A 16,589-nucleotide genomic window follows, 5' to 3' on the forward strand; every position below is an offset into this window, starting at 1 on the left:
GGAGGCCCCCCGTCCGCAATCCCGGCGCGCCCCCCGCAAAAGGCCCAAGCCCGCCCGCAGGGCGCCTGTAGACCACCCCTTCCACAAGCGGTCTACAGGCGCCCTGCGGGCGGGCTTGGCTGCCTCGCGCCGGTTGCAGCCGGCGCGAGGCCCCCCCTCAGAGCCGCTTGAGGTAGGCGACCAGCGCCTCCTTCTTCGCGTCGTCGAGCTCCACGCCGTAGCTGTGCCCGCAGCGGCTGTTGCCCGAGGCCCGGTCGTCGCAACCCGTGGTCTCGAGCACGAAGGCGCCCGGCGGCTGCTCGCGCGAAAGCCCCGCCTCCACCGGATCGTAGACCGGCCCTACCGCGAAGGAGGCGTCGCGCGCCTCGGGCGGCTCCAGCAACTGGCGCAGCGATCGCACCGAGCCGTTGTGCAGGTAGGGCGCCGCCGCCCAGACCCCGTGCAGCGCCCGCCCCGCGTAGGCGCAGCCGGCCGGCGGGGGCGCGGGCTCGTCCACGAAGGCCCGCAGCTCCTCGACGGAGCTGCCGGCCCCCGCCCCCTGGATCAGCTGCGCGGCGGTGGCCAGCAGCGAGGGCGCGTCGGGCACGCCGCTCAGCTTCCACTGCACCACCGCGCCCTTGACGGTGAGCGACAGCGCCTCCTTGGGCGAGGCCTCGTCGCCCAGCGGCCCGATCCCCCCGCCCAGCATCTCGGGCAGCCGCAGGTAGCCGTCCATCAGCATCCCGGTCTTCACCGTGCCCGCGAACACCAGGCACTGGCGCACGTCGCTGCCCACGTCCACCAGCCGCGTCGCGTAGTAGAACGGCTGGTCGGGCAGGCCCCGCGCGGGCCGCTCGGCGTCAGCCTCGAGCGCCGTCCAGGGCTTGGGCTCGAGCGCGTGGCAGGCCTTGCAGCGCCGGGCGAAGATCGCCTCGCCTTCGGCCGCCAGCGCCTCCTCCTCGGCCGTCGGCGGGACCGGCCAGGCCGGCGGGCCGATCAGGGCGGCCAGCGCCTCGAGCCGCTCGAGGTTCTCGAAGTTCACCGAGTTCTCGGACAGCAGGTCGAGGTTGCTGACGATCTGCGCGCCGCCGGTCCGCCGGTGCGGCCCGAAGCGCGCAAAGACCCCGTAGACCTGTCCCACATTGCGCCCCAGCCGGTCGACGTCCGAAGCGTTGGAGGCGAAGCCCAGCCATTGCGTCCGGCTCTGCCGGGTGGCGTTCCACAAAAACGGGTTGCGCGCCGGCGCCACGGCGGGGCGGATGTTGGAGGGGATCCGCCGGATATCCGGCTCGTTGATGTCGAGCCCGGTCAGCCGGTTCGAGATCATCTGCAGCGCGTCGATCCGGCCCGGCCCCCAGCGCACGTCCCCGGGATCGGAGCGCGAGGTGATCAGCGCGAAATCCGAGACCCAGGCCGCCACCGCCTTGCGCAGGACCTGCGGGTCGCTCTCGCCGCCCTCGGCCGCCACGCGGGCGGCGAAGGCGTCGAAGGCGGCGGGCTCGTCCAGGGTGGCCTTGACCGCCGCGCCCAGCGCCTCGGTGAAGCGCAGGTGGTCGGCCAGCGCCGGGCCGCCGTCGGCGCGATAGGCGCGGCCGTCGATCTCGATCTCGCGCGTGTGGCAGGCCGCGCAGGTCATGCCCAGCACGGGCGCGTCGTCGAGCGTCGCGTCAGTGAAGCCCACCGGCAGCGCCCGCGGGTCGTAGAGGTCGGCGAGGAATCCGAACCGCGCCAGACCGTCGTCGAGGAACCCCGGCCCCTGAGCCGCGCCCTCGCGCCGCAGCGCCCGCGCCCAGGCCAGCGGGATCAGCGCCGAGCCCTGGTCGAGGCGGCTCCACTCCCGCCGCAGCTCCGGCGACCAGTCCGGGCCCTGGTCGAGCAGATGCGTCGCGCCCGCGCCCGGCCCCAGCGCCTCTCCCGCGGGCGCGAGCGCCGGGACCAGCCCGACGGCCATCACGCCGGCCAGCGCGCACGCGCCGGCGAGGAGACCCAGACGCAGCCCTCCGCGCCGGGTCGGTCCGGCGCCCTCATTCCCTTCGGTCATTCCACCCCTCCCTGCCGTGTCGCCGGCGCTCGACTTCCGCCCGGCATCCGCCCTATCGTTCGCCCGAACCGTTTTCCCGCGCCGGGCGCGTCGCCGCGCGGCCCGCGCAGATCCGCGGCGCGCGGACAGGACGAGGCGATATGCAGGCCCCGAGCGAGCGATCTTCCCGGCGCCGCCGCCACCTGACCATCCTGTTTTCCGACCTGTGCGGCTCGGTCCACCTGTCCTCGGTGCTCGAGGCGGAGGTCTTCGCCGATCTGGTCCGCGCCGTCTGGGCCGTGCACGAGCGCACGGTCACGGCCCTGGGCGGGCGCATCTTCGACATCCACGGCGACGGCATCCTGGCGGGCTTCGGCCACCCCAGCCCGTCGGAGGACGACGCCCGCCGGGCGCTTGACGCGGCGCTGTCGCTGCACGCGGGCGTGGCCGAGGTCGCCGCGATGGCCGGCGTGCCGCCCGAGACGGTGCGGTTCCACATCGGCGTGCACAGCGGCCAGGTGCTGGTCGACGACGGGCCCGGCGCCGCGGGCCTCAGCCTGTTCGGCCAGCCGGTCAATGTCGCGGCCCGCCTCTCGGACATCGCCGAGGCCGGCGAGACCCTGGTCTCCGAGGCGGCGCTCGGCCCGGTGCGCCGCTTCTACGACTGCTCCGCGCCGACGCCGCTGAAGCTGCAGGGGGTGGCCGCGCCGATCTCCTGCCTGCTGGTCCGCGGCCGCCGCCGCCCGGCGCTGGAGCGGGAGCCCAAGTACCGCGGCTCGATCCGTCGCCTGGTCGGGCGCGAGGCCGAGATGGCGACCCTGCGCGAGGTGTTCTCGCCCGCCGGCCTGCGCCGGGGGGCCGCCGCGGCGGTGCTGGGCGAGGCCGGGGCCGGCAAGTCCCGCCTGCTGGACGAGCGGCTGGCCGAGCTCGCCGCCGCGCCCGCCCCCGAGGGGACCGCCCCCCCCGAGATCCCGCCCGCCGAGGTCTCCCCCGTCGGGCTTCCCCCCGTCGAGATACATCGCGGCGTCTGCGAGGGCTTCCTGGGCGCCGAGCCGTTCCAGCCCTTCGTGCAGATGCTCCGTCGCCTGGGCCCCGAGGCGGTCGAGGGCGCGGCGGCCCCCGAGCGCGCGGCGCTCGACCGGCTGCTGGCCTCGGGGGCGGCGCCGGCGGACGCGGTGGGCATCGAGACCATGTCCGCCGCGCTGAGCGGGGTCTTCGCCCGCCGCGCCGCGCGCTGTCCGCAGCTTCTGTGCATCGACGACCTGCACTGGGCCGACGCCGGCGCGCGCCGGGTGCTGGGCGACCTGCTGCGGGCGCGGCCGGCCGGCGTCTCGGTGCTGGCCGCCACGCGCGGCGAGGCGGAGGCCGGCGCCCCCGGCGAGACGGCCGAGGTCGACGGCTGGCGCTTCGACCGCACGATCCCGCTCGGCCCGATCGGCGACGTCGCCTGCCGCGAGGCGGTGGCGCAGTTGAAACCCGGCCTCAGCGGCTTCGAGAGCGCGTTGTGCTGCGAGGTCTCGGGCGGCAACCCGCTGTTCCTCGAGGAGGTCTGCCACGCCCTGTCGGACGCCGGCGGCGACCCGCGCGCCGCGCTCGACTGGCGCCTCGACGCCTGGCTGGAGCAGACCATCGAGACCCGCCTGCACGCCCTGTCCGAGCGGCTGCAGCGCATCGTCCACGCCTGCGCCGCCGTCGGTCCCGCCGTCCCGCGGGCGCTGATCGACGCCGTCCTCGACCCGGCGCCGACCGAGGCCGAGCTCGACGCGCTGGCGGGCAGCGACCTGCTTTACCCCTCCGACGCGGCGGGGACGCTGGCTTTCAAGCACGGCATCGCGCGCGACGTGATCTACCGCACCATCGGTCTCGCCGAACGGCGCGCCCTGCACGCCCGCATCGCGCAGGCGCTGGAGGGCGCCGCCGGGCCCGAGGGCCCCTCGATCGAGCTTCTGGCCCACCATTCCTGGCGCGCGGGCGATCTGCGCGCGGCCGCCGCCCACGCCGAGAAGGCCGGCGACAAGGCCGCCGCAGCCTCGGCGCTGGACCGGGCGGGGGCGCAGTTCTCGGTGGCGCTCGACGCGCTCGAGCAACTGCCCCAGGACGCGGAGACGCGGGCCGCGCGCGTCTCGGTCGCCTGCCGGCTGGCGCTGGCCAGCGTCTTCGACCCCTCGGCCGAGGCGATCGCCCGGGTCGAGAAGGCCCGCGCCGCGGCTGAAAGCGCCGGCGACCGGCGCGGGTCGGCGCGCATCGATTACTGGGCCGGCTACCTGCTCTATGCCGCCGGCGACGTGCGGCGGGCGGTGGCGCGGCTCGGCTCGGCGATGCAGGCCGCGCAGGAGGCGCAGGACGCCAACCTCGCCGTTCAGGCCGCCGCGTGCCTCGGCAACTGCCACGTCTCCGCCGGGCGCCACGACGCGGCCGAGGCGACGCTGGCCCCGACCCTGACCGCAATGCGCCCGCATCTGTCGCTCGAGCTGGTGCGCGTGGGCTACGCCTACGCGCTCGCCTCCCGCGGGACCTCGCTGGCCGACCGGGGCGACTTCGCGCAGGCCGATGCCGCCTTCGAGGAGGCGCTGGAGACGGTCCGCGGCCTTGACCACGAGGTCGAGGGCTCGATCCTGCTGCTGTGCAACGCCGCCGCCCTCCAGCAGGGCCGCTGGCGGGAGGCGGAGGAGCGCATCGCCCGCGCCCTGGCGGTGGCCGAGCGGGTGCGCAGCCTCTATCTCGCCCTGCGCGGGCGCGCGGCCGAGGCCTATTCCGGCTCGCTGAGCGATCCGGGGCCGGCGCCGCTCGCCACCCTCCTGGGCGCCTCGGAACGGCTGGAGGCGCGCGGCCTGCGTCTGTGGAGCTCGCTGTCTTTCGGCTGGCTGGCCGAGGCGGCTGTGGCGCGCGGGGATCTCGCGCTCGCCCGTCGCGCCGCCGGGCAGGCCCTGCGCCGGACCCGCGCCGACGACCGGCTGGGAGAGGCCATCGCCCGCCGCGCCCTGGCCCCCGCGCTGGCGGCGGCGGGCGACGCGACGGGCGCGCGACGGCATCTGACCGCAGCCCTGGCCGCCGCGCAGACCCGCGGCGCGCGTCCCGAACTGGCGCTGTGCCGGCTCGCGGAGGGGCGCGCGGCGCTGGCGCTGGGCGAGCGGGCCGCCGCGCGCGCCTCGCTCGAGCGGGCGGGAGAGGAGCTGGCGGCGCTCGACATGGGCGGACGGGCGGCCGGGATCCCCGACCTCCTCGCCCGCCTCTGAGCCGCCGCGGCGCATCAGGCCGCGTCCAGCGTCTCGAGCACGGCCCAGGCCATGCCCGCCATCAGGCCCATCGCGACCTCCCGGCCCGGGCAGGCGTGCTCCTGCCCCGGGCGGCCGTCGCGGGGCTCGCGGTCGCCGCCGAACACCGGGCGCACGTCCAGCGACTCGAAGTCCGGGGTCGAGCCGTCGGCCGGGGTGATCGCCTGCTGTGTGATGCGCTCGATCGCCACCACCACCACGTCGCCTTCCTCGAGCCGCTTGCCCGCCAGGTCGTGATCCACGCAGACCGTGCGCCAGATCTCGACCGGGGTCGGGTCGTCGAGCATCGCGGCGGTCATCGCGGGGACCAGCGTCTTGCGGGCGGCGGCGGCCTCGCTGTCGCCCGCCGCGATGCGGGCGCGCATCGCCGCGGCCAGCGCCGCCTCCTCGCCGAAGTCGGAGCGATCGTCGCGCCAGGCGGCGATGATCTGGCGGAAGTTCTCCTTGGTGGTGGGCACCATGCCCATCACGTGGCCGATCAGGGTCGAGGCCAGCGCCTCGTCGTCCTCGATCCGCCGCCCCAGCTCGCAGGCGATCGTGCCGGGCAGGTCCATCTCGCCCAGGCGATAGCCGCGCACGTGACGCTGCAGGGCCAGGCGGAGTCGCGCGCCGGCCGCGCGCCCGCCCATGGTGATCGGGAACAGCGGGTCCTCGAAGAAGATATGGGCCGAGAGCAGCACGAAGTCGTTGGGGCACTGCGGCGGGCCGGTGTCGAGCAGGCGGGGGAAGGGCGGGCCGCTCCAGGGTTCGCCCTCGATCACCCGGTCGCCGGTGTCGGGCAGGCCGTACCATTCGCGGCAGGCGGCGGTCAGGACGGCGTGACTGACCTGCTCGGGGTCCGGGCGCGCGGGCCCCGCGTGACCGGCCAGCGCCCTGCGCGCGGCGGCCAGCGCCAGGTCGAAGCCGTGGTCCCACTGCAGGGCGCCGACGAGGGCGTTGGCGGTCGGGCCGACGGCGTCGTATTCCGCGCCCCGGTCGCAGCCGAGGTAGAACCGGCCCAGGCTGCGGTCCGCCCGCTCGGCGTAGCCGCGCACCGAATAGCGGCCGTGGACGTTGGAGAGCACCTCCATCGCCAGGTCCTCTTCGAGGATGTACCACACGCCCCGGACCTCCTGGATCGGGCCGCGGGCGACGATCAGGCGGGTGCTGCGCGGGTCCAGCGCGCGGCGCAGGCTGGCGCCGACGAGCTCCCCCAATCCGCTCAGGACGGATGAAATCGTGGGCCGGGGGTCTATTCCGAAGAACTCCTCCAGCGGCCGATGCGGCTCATGCGCGGTGTCGGGCGGCGGCGCCATGTCGTGATCCCCTCTGAAACCGTCCCTGGGACGAACCCTGCGTCAGCCGCAAGCTGCGAGCAAGCCGGCCGGCTCCCCCGGCCGCGTCCCCGGGGCGGGGGCGGGCGGTCGGCGCGCGCGCGGGGTCGCGCGCGCCGGGAGCGCCGGGGAGGAGGGACGGCGCCCCTTCCGCCGGCGACGGACCATCCCGTGCCCGCCGCCGGCTCGGCCGCGCGACGGGTCGGGATCCGCCGCGCAGCCTGTCCGGTCGGCGAAAGCGCCCGACCGGACGGGCGCGAACGACCCCCACGGCGTCGCGCCCCGACATCTCCACCCCAACGGCGCCTCCGACCGTGCCGGGTCGGGACGGGCTTTGGCCCGTCGCCCGTCGATCCGGGATCGACATCGGGCGCCGCATCAACCTCGCGGACGAGGTTAATTTCGGTAAAGAAATCGTAAGGGAAGCTTCGGCCGACTCTCACATGCGAATCTGTGAGAAAACGCACAGGCGCGCCGATTTCATCCCGGGACCGGCGCCGAGAGGGGGAGCGAGGGACGCGCGATGGGCGAGGAGACGGAGTTCCTGGGCCGGCTGCAGCCGGAGGACCTGCAGGCGCTGAAGGCGCGCGCGCGCCTGCGCCAGGTCGCCCGCGGCGAGGTGATCGTCGCGCAGGAAGAGCCGGGGCTCGACGTGTATTTCGTGCTTTCGGGGCGCGCGGTGGCCGCGATCTACGCCGACAACGGCCGGGTGGTGGCCTATCGCGACATCGGCCCCGGCGCGGTGTTCGGCGAGATCGCGGCGATCGACGGCGCCCCGCGCACCGCCAGCGTCGAGGCGGCCGAGGCGATGCAGGTGCTGGTCCTGCCCCCCGCCGGCTTCCGCGAGCTGACCGCCACCCGCCCCGGCTTCGCCTGGGCCCTGCTCGAGCATCTGGCCCAGCAGATGCGCCGGATGACCGAGCGGGTGTTCGAATACTCGACCATGCTGGCGCGCGAGCGGCTGGTCGCCGAGCTCCTGCGCCTCGCCGAGCTTCACGCCCCCGGCGCCCGCCAGGCCGAGCTGCGCCCCCCGCCCAACCATTTCGACCTGGCCTCGCGGATCTCGACCCACCGCGAGGCGGTCTCGCGGGAGATGAGCCGCCTGTCCTCGATGGGCCTGGTCGAGCGCGCCGACGGCCGCCTGCTGATCGCCGACGTCCCCCGCCTGCGCGCCGAGATGCCCGGCGGTCGCGAGGGCTGAGGGCCCGCGCGCTGTCCCGTCCGCCGCTCCGGTTCGTCCCACGCCCGCTTCGCCGGCGTCGCCCGAAGCAGGTTTCGACCGCCATGAGGCGCGGGCGCTGTCGGACGGGACGACAGGTCGCCCCCGGGCGGCGGCCGGGCCCGCAGGCGCCCTGCGGGCGGGCTAGTCGGTCGCGGCGGTCTGCGGCCGCGCTCAGTTCGCGAAGCGTTCGCCTTTCACCGCGATGCCCGCCGCCTCGCGGTCCCAGGCGCCCTGCGCCCCCTCGGCGCGCAGCTCGGTCTTCATCACCTTGGCGCTGGGGGTCTTGGGCAGCTCGGGCAGCACGCGGATGTAGCGGGGGACCATGAAGTAGGCCATCCGCCCGCGCAGGAATTCGAGCAGCGCGGCGGGGTCGATCTCGCGTCCCGCCACCGGCGCGACCACGACCATCACGTCGTCCTCGCCCAGATCCGAGGGCACGGCGACCGCGGCGGCCTCGTTGACGTCGGGGTGGGCCAGCACCTCGACCTCCACCTCGAACGACGAGATGTTCTCGCCCCGCCGGCGGATCGCGTCCTTCATCCGGTCGACGAAGAAGAAGTTGCCCTCGGCGTCCCGGCGAAACGCGTCGCCGGTGTGGAACCAGCCGTTGCGCCAGGCGCGGGCGGTGGCCTCCGCGTTCCTGTGATAGCCCGAGTTCATCGCCCAGGGGCGGTCGGTGCGCACCAGCATCTCGCCGACCTGGCCCTGCGCGACCTCGCAGTCGTTCTCGTCCACCAGCCGCACCTCGACGCCGGGGCGGGGCTTGCCGCAGGCCCCCACGGCCGAGGGGTTGGCCTCCGAGACGAGGGGCGAGCTGATCTCGGTCATGTTGAAGATGGTGCGGATCTCGACCCCGAAGCGGGCGCCGAAGCGCAGCGCCTCCTCGCCGAGCGGCACCGCCAGCGCCAGGCGCAGGGGGGTGTCGGCGTCGTCCGGCGCGGGGGGGCGTTTCTCGAGGAAGGTCGCCATCACCCCCAGCAGGAAGCAGACTGTCGCCCCGGTGTGGCGCACCGAGTCCCAGAACGTCGCCGTGTCGAAGCGATCGACCATCGCCAGCGAGCCGCCGCGCGCCAGCATCACGTACATCGGCCCCATGCCCCCGATATGGAACATCGGCGCGGCGATCAGGTAGCGGTCGTCCTCGCCCACGAAGGGCCAGGTCTCGGGCCCCGCGTTGGAGAAGATGTGCAGGTAGGACGCCAACACCCCCTTCGAGGGGCCGGTGGTGCCGGAGGTGTAGATGATCGCCATCGGGTCCCAGGGCTGGATGGGACGCGCGGGCGCGGCCAGTTCGCCCGCCTGCGGCAGCAGCGCCTCGGCGTAGCGCAGCGAGGGCAGCGCGGTCCCGGTCTCCGGGCCCAGGATCACCAGCCGCTCGAGCTTTGCCGTCGCCACCTCCGCGAGGCGCGGGGCGAGGTCGCCGTGGACCACCGCGAGGCGGGCGTCCGAGACCTCGATGACGTGCTCCAGCAGCTTGCCGCGGTAGGCGGTGTTGATCGGCACGTAGACGGCGCCGAGGTAGTTCAGCGCGAAATAGACCCGCAGCTGCTCGCGCCCGTTGGGGGCGAAGACCAGGACATGGTCGCCCTGCCCGACGCCGAGCGACTGCAGCCCCAGCGCCGTCTGCACGACCCGGTCGCGGAATTGCGCGTAGCTCCAGCGCTCGCCGTCGTCGTCGAAGACCACGAAGGTCTTGTCGGGCCGCTCGCGGGCCCAGCGGTCGATCAGGTCGCGGGTGACGACGCGGTCGCGGGGCGGGATGCGCGGGTCGGCGGTCGGCGGCGCCTCGGGCGCGGGGTGCACGTGAATGCCGGCGGGCGCGGGGGTCGCGTCGTCCATGTCGGTCCTCCCAGGATCTCGCCCGTCTTCGACGCGCGGCCGCGCGGGCTTTGAGCCTGAGTGAAGCGCCGGGCCGCGGAGAACGCAACGCCCGCGATCTCGGCGACGACGCCCGCGGCACGCGCGCTCGCGCCCGGGCGCCGTCGGCCGCCCGTCCCGGCGCCGGCAGGCTCATGCTCGAACGGGGGCGCGCCCCGGGCCCCGACCCGGGGCCTCGCGCCGCCCGCCGCCGGCGAGCGCTTTCCGGCCGCCCGCCCCCCGTCAGACCTCCGCGCGGCGCCCCGCGCGACGGGCGATAGCGTCGGCCAGCCGGTCGACATCCTCGGCATCCACGTAGGGCGCGCCCGAAAGGCGCAGCACGACCTCGCCGAGGAACGGCTGCACGTAGACCACGACGCCCTCGGCCAGCAGCCCCGCGCGCCGGGCCGCGGCGCGGGCGGCGGGATCGGGCCCGGGGGCCAGCGCCTCGGGCAGCAGGAAGGCGCGCAGGCGCAGGTCGGGGTCGGGCGGGGTCAGGGGGCGGGCGCCCAGCGCCTGCAGCCGCTCGGCGCCGCGAGCCAGCAGGCCGGCGCAGTGCTCGCGGACCCCGGGCCCGAGACGCTCGGCGAAGGCGACGCCGGCGGGGGCGGCGAGCCAGGGCGTCGCGTCCCGCGTGCCGAGGCAGTCAAAGGCCAGCGGAAACCCGGCCTCGGCGAAATGGCTGATCTGCAGGGGCGCCAGGCGGGCCGCCGCCTCGGGCGAAGCGTGCAGCGCCGCCGTCCCCCGCGGCGCATACAGCCACTTGTGGGCGTTGCTGACATACCAGTCCGCCCCGATCCGCCCGGGCGCCGCGGCCAGATGGCCCAGCGCATGGGCGCCGTCCACCAGCGTCGCGATCCCGCGCGCGCGCAGCAGGGGGACCATCTCCTCGACCGGCCAGCGCAGCGCCGAGGCCGAGGCCACGTGGTCCACGACCGCCAGCCGGGTGCGCGGGCCGACGCCGTCCAGGAACCGCTCGGCCGCCGCCGCGGGCGTCGTTGGCAGCGGCGCGCTCACGATCCTCGGCACGGCGCCGGTCCGCCGGCACAGCGCCGCCACCGCCAGCCGCACCGCGGGATACTGGTGGTCCGAGAGCAGCACCTCGTCCCCCGCCGCCAGCGCGACCGAGGCGAGCGCGGCCGAGACGCCGGCCGTCGCGTTCTCGACCAGCGCCACCGAGTCGGTCGGAACCTCCCACAGGCCTGCGAAAACGGCGGCGACGCGGCGCAGGGGGGCGTCGGAGCCGCTGCGGTGCAGGTCGGCGAAGAAGGCGTCGGGCGCGGCCTCCATCCGCGCGCGATGCGCGGCCTGCACTGCGGCCACCGCCCGCGGAGGCGCGCCGTAGGAGCCGTGGTTGAGGAACGCCGCGCCCTGCGCCAGCGGCCACAGCGGACGCAGAGCGCGACCGAAGACCGGCGCGGGCGGCGGGAGGGTCCCGGCCGGCGCGGCGTCAAGCGCGCCGGACGTCGCGAGCCTGTCGGCCGGTTCCATGCCCCTCGCGTCCGCCATCCGCTCCCCCCGTCAGCATTCCCGATCCAGGCTCGCCACGCGCGCGCCCCGGACCCGATCCGGGGCGCGCGCGCGGCCGGCCGCCGGGGCCTGGCCGCGCGGCCGGGCCCCGAGCCCCCGCAAGCTCAGTCGCCCGCAGGCTCCGCCGCCGCCCCGAAGGGCACGTTGCGCTTGCCATAGCGGCGGACGCGGACGTTGCACTGCTCGGCATGGGCCACGAAGCCCTCGAGCATGCACAGCCGCGAGCCGTACTCGCCGATCATCGCCGCCGCCTCGTCGGTCAGCACCTTCTGGTAGGAGTGGGTCTTGAGGAACTTGCCCACCCACAGCCCGCCCGTGTAGCGCCCGGCCTTCTTCGTGGGCAGCGTGTGGTTGGTCCCGATCACCTTGTCGCCGTTGGCCACGTTGGTGCGCGCGCCGAGGAACAGCGCGCCGTAGCTGGTCATGCGCTCCAGGAACCAGTCGTCGCGGTCGGTCATCACCTGCACATGCTCGGAGGCGATGTCCTCGGCGGCGGCCAGCATCTCCTCGTAGCTGTCGCACAGGATCACCTCGCCGTAGTCGCGCCAGCTGGCGGCGGCGGTCTCGGCGGTGGGCAAGATCGCCAGCAGGCGGTCGATCTCGGCCAGCGTGTCCTGCGCCAGCCGGCGAGAGTTGGTGATCAGCACGCAGGGAGAGTTGTAGCCGTGCTCGGCCTGCCCCAGCAGGTCGGTGGCGCAGAGCTCGGCGTCCGCTCCGTGCTCGTCGGCGATCACCAGGGTCTCGGTCGGCCCGGCAAACAGGTCGATGCCCACCCGCCCGAACAGCTGCCGCTTGGCCTCGGCGACGTAGGCGTTGCCGGGGCCGACCAGCATGTGCACCGGCTCGATCGTCTCGGTGCCGAGCGCCATCGCGCCCACGGCCTGGATTCCGCCCAGCACATAGATCTCGTGCGCGCCGCCGAGGTGCATCGCCGCGATCACGGCGGGGTTCGGCTCTCCCTTGAACGGCGGGGTCGCGGCGATGATCCGCGGGACGCCCGCGACCGAGGCGGTGGCCACCGACATGTGGGCCGAGGCGACCATGGGGAACTTGCCGCCGGGCACGTAGCAGCCCACCGACTGCACGGGGATGGTCTTGTGGCCGAGGATCACGCCGGGGATCGGCTCGACCTCGATATCGGTCATCGAGGCGCGCTGGGCCTGGGCGAAGGCCTTCACCTGCGCCTGGGCGAACTTCAGATCCTCCATGTCGCGGGGGGCGACCCGGGACATCAGCCCCTCGATCTCGCTCTGCGACAGGCGGAAGGCGGGGGGCGAATAGTTGTCGAACTTCTCCGAGCACTCCCGCACGGCGGCGTCGCCGCGCGCCTCGATCTCCGCCAGCGTCGCCTCGACCGCAGCACGGACCTTCGCGTCGTCGTCCTGGCGATCGGCGGCGGAGCGGGCGGTCTTGAGGTGGGTGATCACGGGCGGACTCCTCGGGTCGCGGGCAGGACGGCCCCAAGGGATAGAGCGATCGCGCGCCGGGGTCGATGCGGATGCGCGCGTTGCCGGCGCGGCGAGGGGCGGTCTATGCAGGAGGCCGAACGCCCGGCCGCTCCAAGGCGCGGGCGACGTCCTGGGAGGATCCCGATGTCCGACGCGCCCGAACTCCGCATCGAGGGGCGCTGCGCCCCCGGCTTCGAACCGGTGCGCGAGGCCTTCGCCCGCAACTTCGCCGAGCGCGGCGAGGTCGGCGCCTCGGTCTGCGTCACCCATCGCGGCGAGAGCGTGGTCGACCTGTGGGGCGGGCTCGCCGACCCTGCAACGAGCCGCGCGTGGGCGCGCGACACGGTCTGCGTGGTGTTCTCCTGCACCAAGGCGGCCACCGCCCTGGCCGCTCACCGCCTGGTCGAGCGGGGCCTGCTGGACCTCGACGCCCCCGTCGCCGACCTGTGGCCGGAGTTCGCGGCGCAGGGCAAGGGCGGCGCGACCCTGCGGATGATGCTCGACCACACCGTCGGCCTGCCGGCGCTGCGCGAGAAGCTCAAGCCCGACTGCCTGCTCGACCCCGCCTACATGGTCGAGCGCCTGGCCGCCGAGCCCCCGTTCTGGGAGCCGGGCGAGCGCACCGGCTACCATGCCCTGACCTACGGATTCCTGGTCGGCGAGATGATCCGGCGGGCGACGGACCAGTCCCTCGGCGCGGTCTTCGCGCAGGAGGTCGCGGCCCCCCTCGGCCTCGATTTCCACATCGGCCTCCCCGCCGAGCAGGAGGCCCGGGTCGCCCCGATGATCCTCTTCCGCCCGCCGAAGGACGCGCCCGAGACCGCTTTCTCGCGCGCCGCGCGCGAGCCGGGGTCGATCCCCAACCTGTTCCTGTTCAACCACGGAACCTGGGCCGGCGGCGGCGTGAACACGCCCGAAGGCCGCGCCGCCGAGATCGGCGCCGCCAGCGGCGTGGCCAACGCCCGCGCGCTGGCGGGAATGTTCGCCCCGCTCGCCTCGTCTGCGGGCCCCCGCCTCCTCGCGCCAGAAAGCTCGGCCGCCTTGGCCCGGGCCAGTTCGGCCGGCCATCTCGACGCCACGCTGAAGATCCCGACCCGTTTCGGCCCCGGCTTCATGCTGGCGATGGACAACCGCGCCCGCGGCCTCGACAGCCTGGTGATCGGCCCCAACGCGTTCGGCCACGTGGGCGCAGGCGGCTCGGTCGGCTTCGCCGACCCGGACCTCGAGATGTCCTTCGGCTACGCGATGACGAAGATGGGCCCCGGCCTGCTCCTGAACCCGCGCGGACAGTCCCTGTGCGACGCCGCCCGCGCCTGCGCCCGCTCCGCCTGACCGCCCCTCCGCCCGCCCTTGGCGCGACGCCCGGGCGCCCCGCGTCAAGCGCCTGTTCTCCGGAGCCGTCTCTCGCTGATGCCGTAAAGAGCGACTCGTCCGCAGGGGTCAGGGATCGCCGCAGGCGACCGCCGAAGGCGGCTTGTCCTTGACCCCTGCGGGCGAGTCGCTCAGGCATCTTCAGCGAGAGACGGATCCGGGGAACAGGCGCGGGGCTTGTTCTTGGGTGAGTCAGGAGCCCGCCGGAGGCTCCCGTCTTCCCCCTCCAGGCGCCCCCTCCCCCCTCACGCCATGCAGCCAGGCCCGCCCGCAGGGCGCCTGCAGACCCCTCGCGGGACAGGGGCGGCCATCCCCACGCGTCCGCCCTGCCCGCGAGGCTTCGCCCCTGCGCGCGTCGCTCAGCGCCCGCGGAACCGGGGGGCCCGCTTCTCCTTGAAGGCCGCGCGGCCCTCCGCGTAGTCCTCGCTGTCGAAACAGGCCTGGATGGCGGCGTCGATCGCTTCGATGTTGGCGGGCTCCCCGGCCGCGGTCGCGCCTCGGATCGCCATCTTGGCCGCCTGCATCGTCAGCGGCGCGTTGCCCGCGATGGAGGCGAGGTAGTCGGCCGCCGCCGCCTCGAACCCCTCGACCGGCAGGACCCGGTTGATCAGGCCGATGCGCAGCGCCTCCTCGGCGACGTAGTGGCGGGCGGTGTAGAAGATCTCGGCGGCGTGCGAGGGGCCCACCAGGTCCACCAGCGTCTTCACGCCGGGATAGCGATAGCCCAGCCCCAGCCGCGCCGCGGGGATCGCGAAGCGGGCCTCGGCGTCGGCGATGCGCAGGTCGCAGCCCAGCGCCGTGCCCAGTCCTCCGCCGACGCACCAGGTCCGGATCACCGCCACCGTGGGCAGCGGGCAGCCCGCGATCGCCTCGCCCGCCGCACGGCCCGCATGGTCGTAGGCCGCCACCTGCTCGGGCGTCGAGCGCAGGCGCCCGAACTCGGTGATGTCGGCGCCCGAGACGAAGCTCGCATCGCCCTCGCCCCGGATCGCCACCACCCGCACCGAGGGATCGGCCCCCAGCATCGCCATCGCGCCGGGGATCTGGCGCCACATGTTCAGGGTCAGCGCGTTGCGCCGGCGGGGGTTGGAGACGATCATCCAGCCCACCCCGTCCTCGACCTTCGCAACGATCCGAGGGGTGTAGCCGTCGGCCTCGGGGATCGGCGCAGGCATTGGCTCGGGCATCGGATGGGTCATGTGACCTTGCGCTCCTTCAGGGTTTCGATCTCGTCGGGGGTCAGGCCAAGCTCGGCCAGCAGCTCGGCCGAGTGCTCGCCCGCCTCGGGCGCGGGCGCGCTCAGGACCGAGGCGGCGCCCGACATCGCCACCGGCTGGTCGAGGACCTTCAGCGGCCCGCGGGTGGGATGCTCGACCTCGCCCACCAGGCCCAGCGCCTGCACCTGGGGATCGGCGAAGACCTGGTCGATGGCGTTGATCGGCCCGCAGGGGATGCCGGCGGCGAGCAGCGCCTCGGTCCACTCGGCGATGGCGCGTCCCGCGGTGATCCCGCCGATCAGCGCGTTCAGCGCGGGGCGGTTGCGCAGCCGGTCCCCGGGGGTCGCATAGTCGGGGTCATCGGCCAGCGCCGGCCGGCCGATCACGACGCAGAAGTCCCGCCACATGCGGGCGCCCGACACGGCGATGGTCATCTCGCCGTCGGCGGCGGGATAGACGCCCATCGGGGTGGCGGTGGGGTGATCGTTTCCGGCCTGACCCGGGACCTCGCCGTCGATCAGCCAGCGGGCGGCCTGGAAATCCAGCATCGCCACCTGCGCCTGCAGCAGCGAGGTCTGCACCCAGCGCCCCTGGCCGGTGACCTCGCGCTCCAGCAGGGCGGCCATCATGCCCATCGCGCACCACATCCCCGCGGTCAGGTCGGCGACCGGGATCCCCGCGCGCACCGGCCCCTGGCCCGGCAGGCCGGTCACCGACATCAGCCCGCCCATCCCCTGCGCCACCTGGTCGAAGCCGGGGCGCGCGGCGTAGGGGCCGACCTGTCCGAAGCCCGAGATCGAGCCCATCACCAGGCCCCGATTGCGCGCATGCAGCGCCGCCCACCCCAGGCCCAGCCGATCCATCACCCCCGGCCGGAAGTTCTCGACCAGCCCATCGGCGCCCGCGACGAGGCGCAGAAGCAGCTCGCGCCCCGCCTCCGTCTTCAGGTCCAGCGTCAGCGAGCGCTTGTTGCGGTGCAGGTTCTGGAAGTCCGAGGAGCCGCGGTCGGCATAGCCGCTGGCGTCGGCCGGCGGCTCGATCCGGATCACGTCCGCGCCCCAGTCGCCGAACTGCTTCACGCAGGTGGGCCCCGAGCGGATGCGCGTCAGGTCCAGGATGCGGAAGCGCGACAGCGGCCCGGCGGCGACGGGCGGCCTCACGGCCAAGGGCTCCGAATGGGCACGGGCGGGTCTCCTTCGGGCGTCCGGCGCAGCCTAACGAGCGCGAGCCCCGCCCGTCGAGGGCCAATGCGCCGGCCCGGGGCGGGGGCGAGACGCCGACCGGGGCCGCGCCGCCGCCCGCCGCCGGCGCTCCCGTCCCGGCCCGCGCCCCTCGCCACGCGCGACCGGCCAGCCGC

The 16,589-nt window shown here is 75.1% G+C and carries 10 protein-coding genes; 3 read left to right on the forward strand and 7 right to left on the reverse strand.

Annotated features, from left to right (window positions below):
- Positions 1 to 157 precede the first annotated feature (157 nt).
- A complete protein-coding gene (locus AAC134_RS13025; RefSeq protein ID WP_339949529.1) occupies positions 158 to 2,020 on the reverse strand; it encodes a di-heme-cytochrome C peroxidase in 1,863 nt (620 codons plus the stop codon).
- Positions 2,021 to 2,160: 140 nt separating this feature from the next.
- Here AAC134_RS13025 and AAC134_RS13030 point away from each other — a divergent pair, with 140 nt between their 5' ends.
- The gene (locus AAC134_RS13030) at positions 2,161 to 5,235 is read left to right on the forward strand and encodes an AAA family ATPase (protein ID WP_339949530.1); all 3,075 of its coding nucleotides are present in this window, start codon (positions 2,161 to 2,163) and stop codon (positions 5,233 to 5,235) included.
- 14 nt (positions 5,236 to 5,249) lie between these two features.
- Here AAC134_RS13030 and AAC134_RS13035 read toward each other — a convergent pair whose 3' ends face one another.
- Entirely contained in the window at positions 5,250 to 6,569 is a 1,320-nt protein-coding gene (locus tag AAC134_RS13035) for a hypothetical protein (protein WP_339949531.1), read from the reverse strand.
- Positions 6,570 to 7,110: 541 nt separating this feature from the next.
- Between AAC134_RS13035 and AAC134_RS13040 the strand changes: the two genes are divergently transcribed.
- Positions 7,111 to 7,788: a Crp/Fnr family transcriptional regulator gene (locus tag AAC134_RS13040; RefSeq protein ID WP_339949532.1), complete on the forward strand. Its 678-nt coding sequence runs from the start codon at positions 7,111 to 7,113 to the stop codon at positions 7,786 to 7,788.
- Between the two features lie 192 nt (positions 7,789 to 7,980).
- Here AAC134_RS13040 and AAC134_RS13045 read toward each other — a convergent pair whose 3' ends face one another.
- The 3 genes from AAC134_RS13045 to hisD form a co-directional block, all read right to left on the reverse strand.
- Entirely contained in the window at positions 7,981 to 9,648 is a 1,668-nt protein-coding gene (locus AAC134_RS13045) for an AMP-binding protein (protein WP_339949533.1), read from the reverse strand.
- Between the two features lie 261 nt (positions 9,649 to 9,909).
- On the reverse strand, positions 9,910 to 11,157 hold the full coding sequence (locus AAC134_RS13050; RefSeq protein WP_339949534.1) for an aminotransferase class V-fold PLP-dependent enzyme: 1,248 nt from the start codon (positions 11,155 to 11,157) through the stop codon (positions 9,910 to 9,912).
- A 143-nt stretch (positions 11,158 to 11,300) separates the two neighbouring features.
- Complete coding sequence (hisD, locus tag AAC134_RS13055; RefSeq protein WP_339949535.1) at positions 11,301 to 12,623, reverse strand: histidinol dehydrogenase; 1,323 nt, start codon at positions 12,621 to 12,623, stop codon at positions 11,301 to 11,303.
- Between the two features lie 165 nt (positions 12,624 to 12,788).
- On the opposite strand from hisD, the gene AAC134_RS13060 reads away from it, so the two are divergent.
- Positions 12,789 to 13,976 (forward strand): serine hydrolase domain-containing protein, encoded by a 1,188-nt coding sequence (locus tag AAC134_RS13060; RefSeq protein WP_339949536.1) that lies wholly within the window; start codon positions 12,789 to 12,791, stop codon positions 13,974 to 13,976.
- 398 nt (positions 13,977 to 14,374) lie between these two features.
- Here AAC134_RS13060 and AAC134_RS13065 read toward each other — a convergent pair whose 3' ends face one another.
- Both AAC134_RS13065 and AAC134_RS13070 read right to left on the reverse strand, forming a co-directional pair.
- Positions 14,375 to 15,214, reverse strand: coding sequence for an enoyl-CoA hydratase (locus AAC134_RS13065; protein ID WP_339949537.1), 840 nt, complete (start codon positions 15,212 to 15,214; stop codon positions 14,375 to 14,377).
- Positions 15,211 to 16,392 carry a CaiB/BaiF CoA-transferase family protein gene (locus AAC134_RS13070; RefSeq protein ID WP_339949538.1) on the reverse strand — a complete coding sequence of 394 codons (1,182 nt, stop codon included), beginning with the start codon at positions 16,390 to 16,392 and terminating at the stop codon, positions 15,211 to 15,213. The genes AAC134_RS13065 and AAC134_RS13070 overlap by 4 nt, the downstream gene beginning before the upstream one ends.
- Positions 16,393 to 16,589 lie beyond the last annotated feature (197 nt).

Source organism: uncultured Albimonas sp. (genome assembly GCF_963977235.1).
Taxonomy (GTDB): Bacteria; Pseudomonadota; Alphaproteobacteria; order Rhodobacterales; family Rhodobacteraceae; genus Albimonas.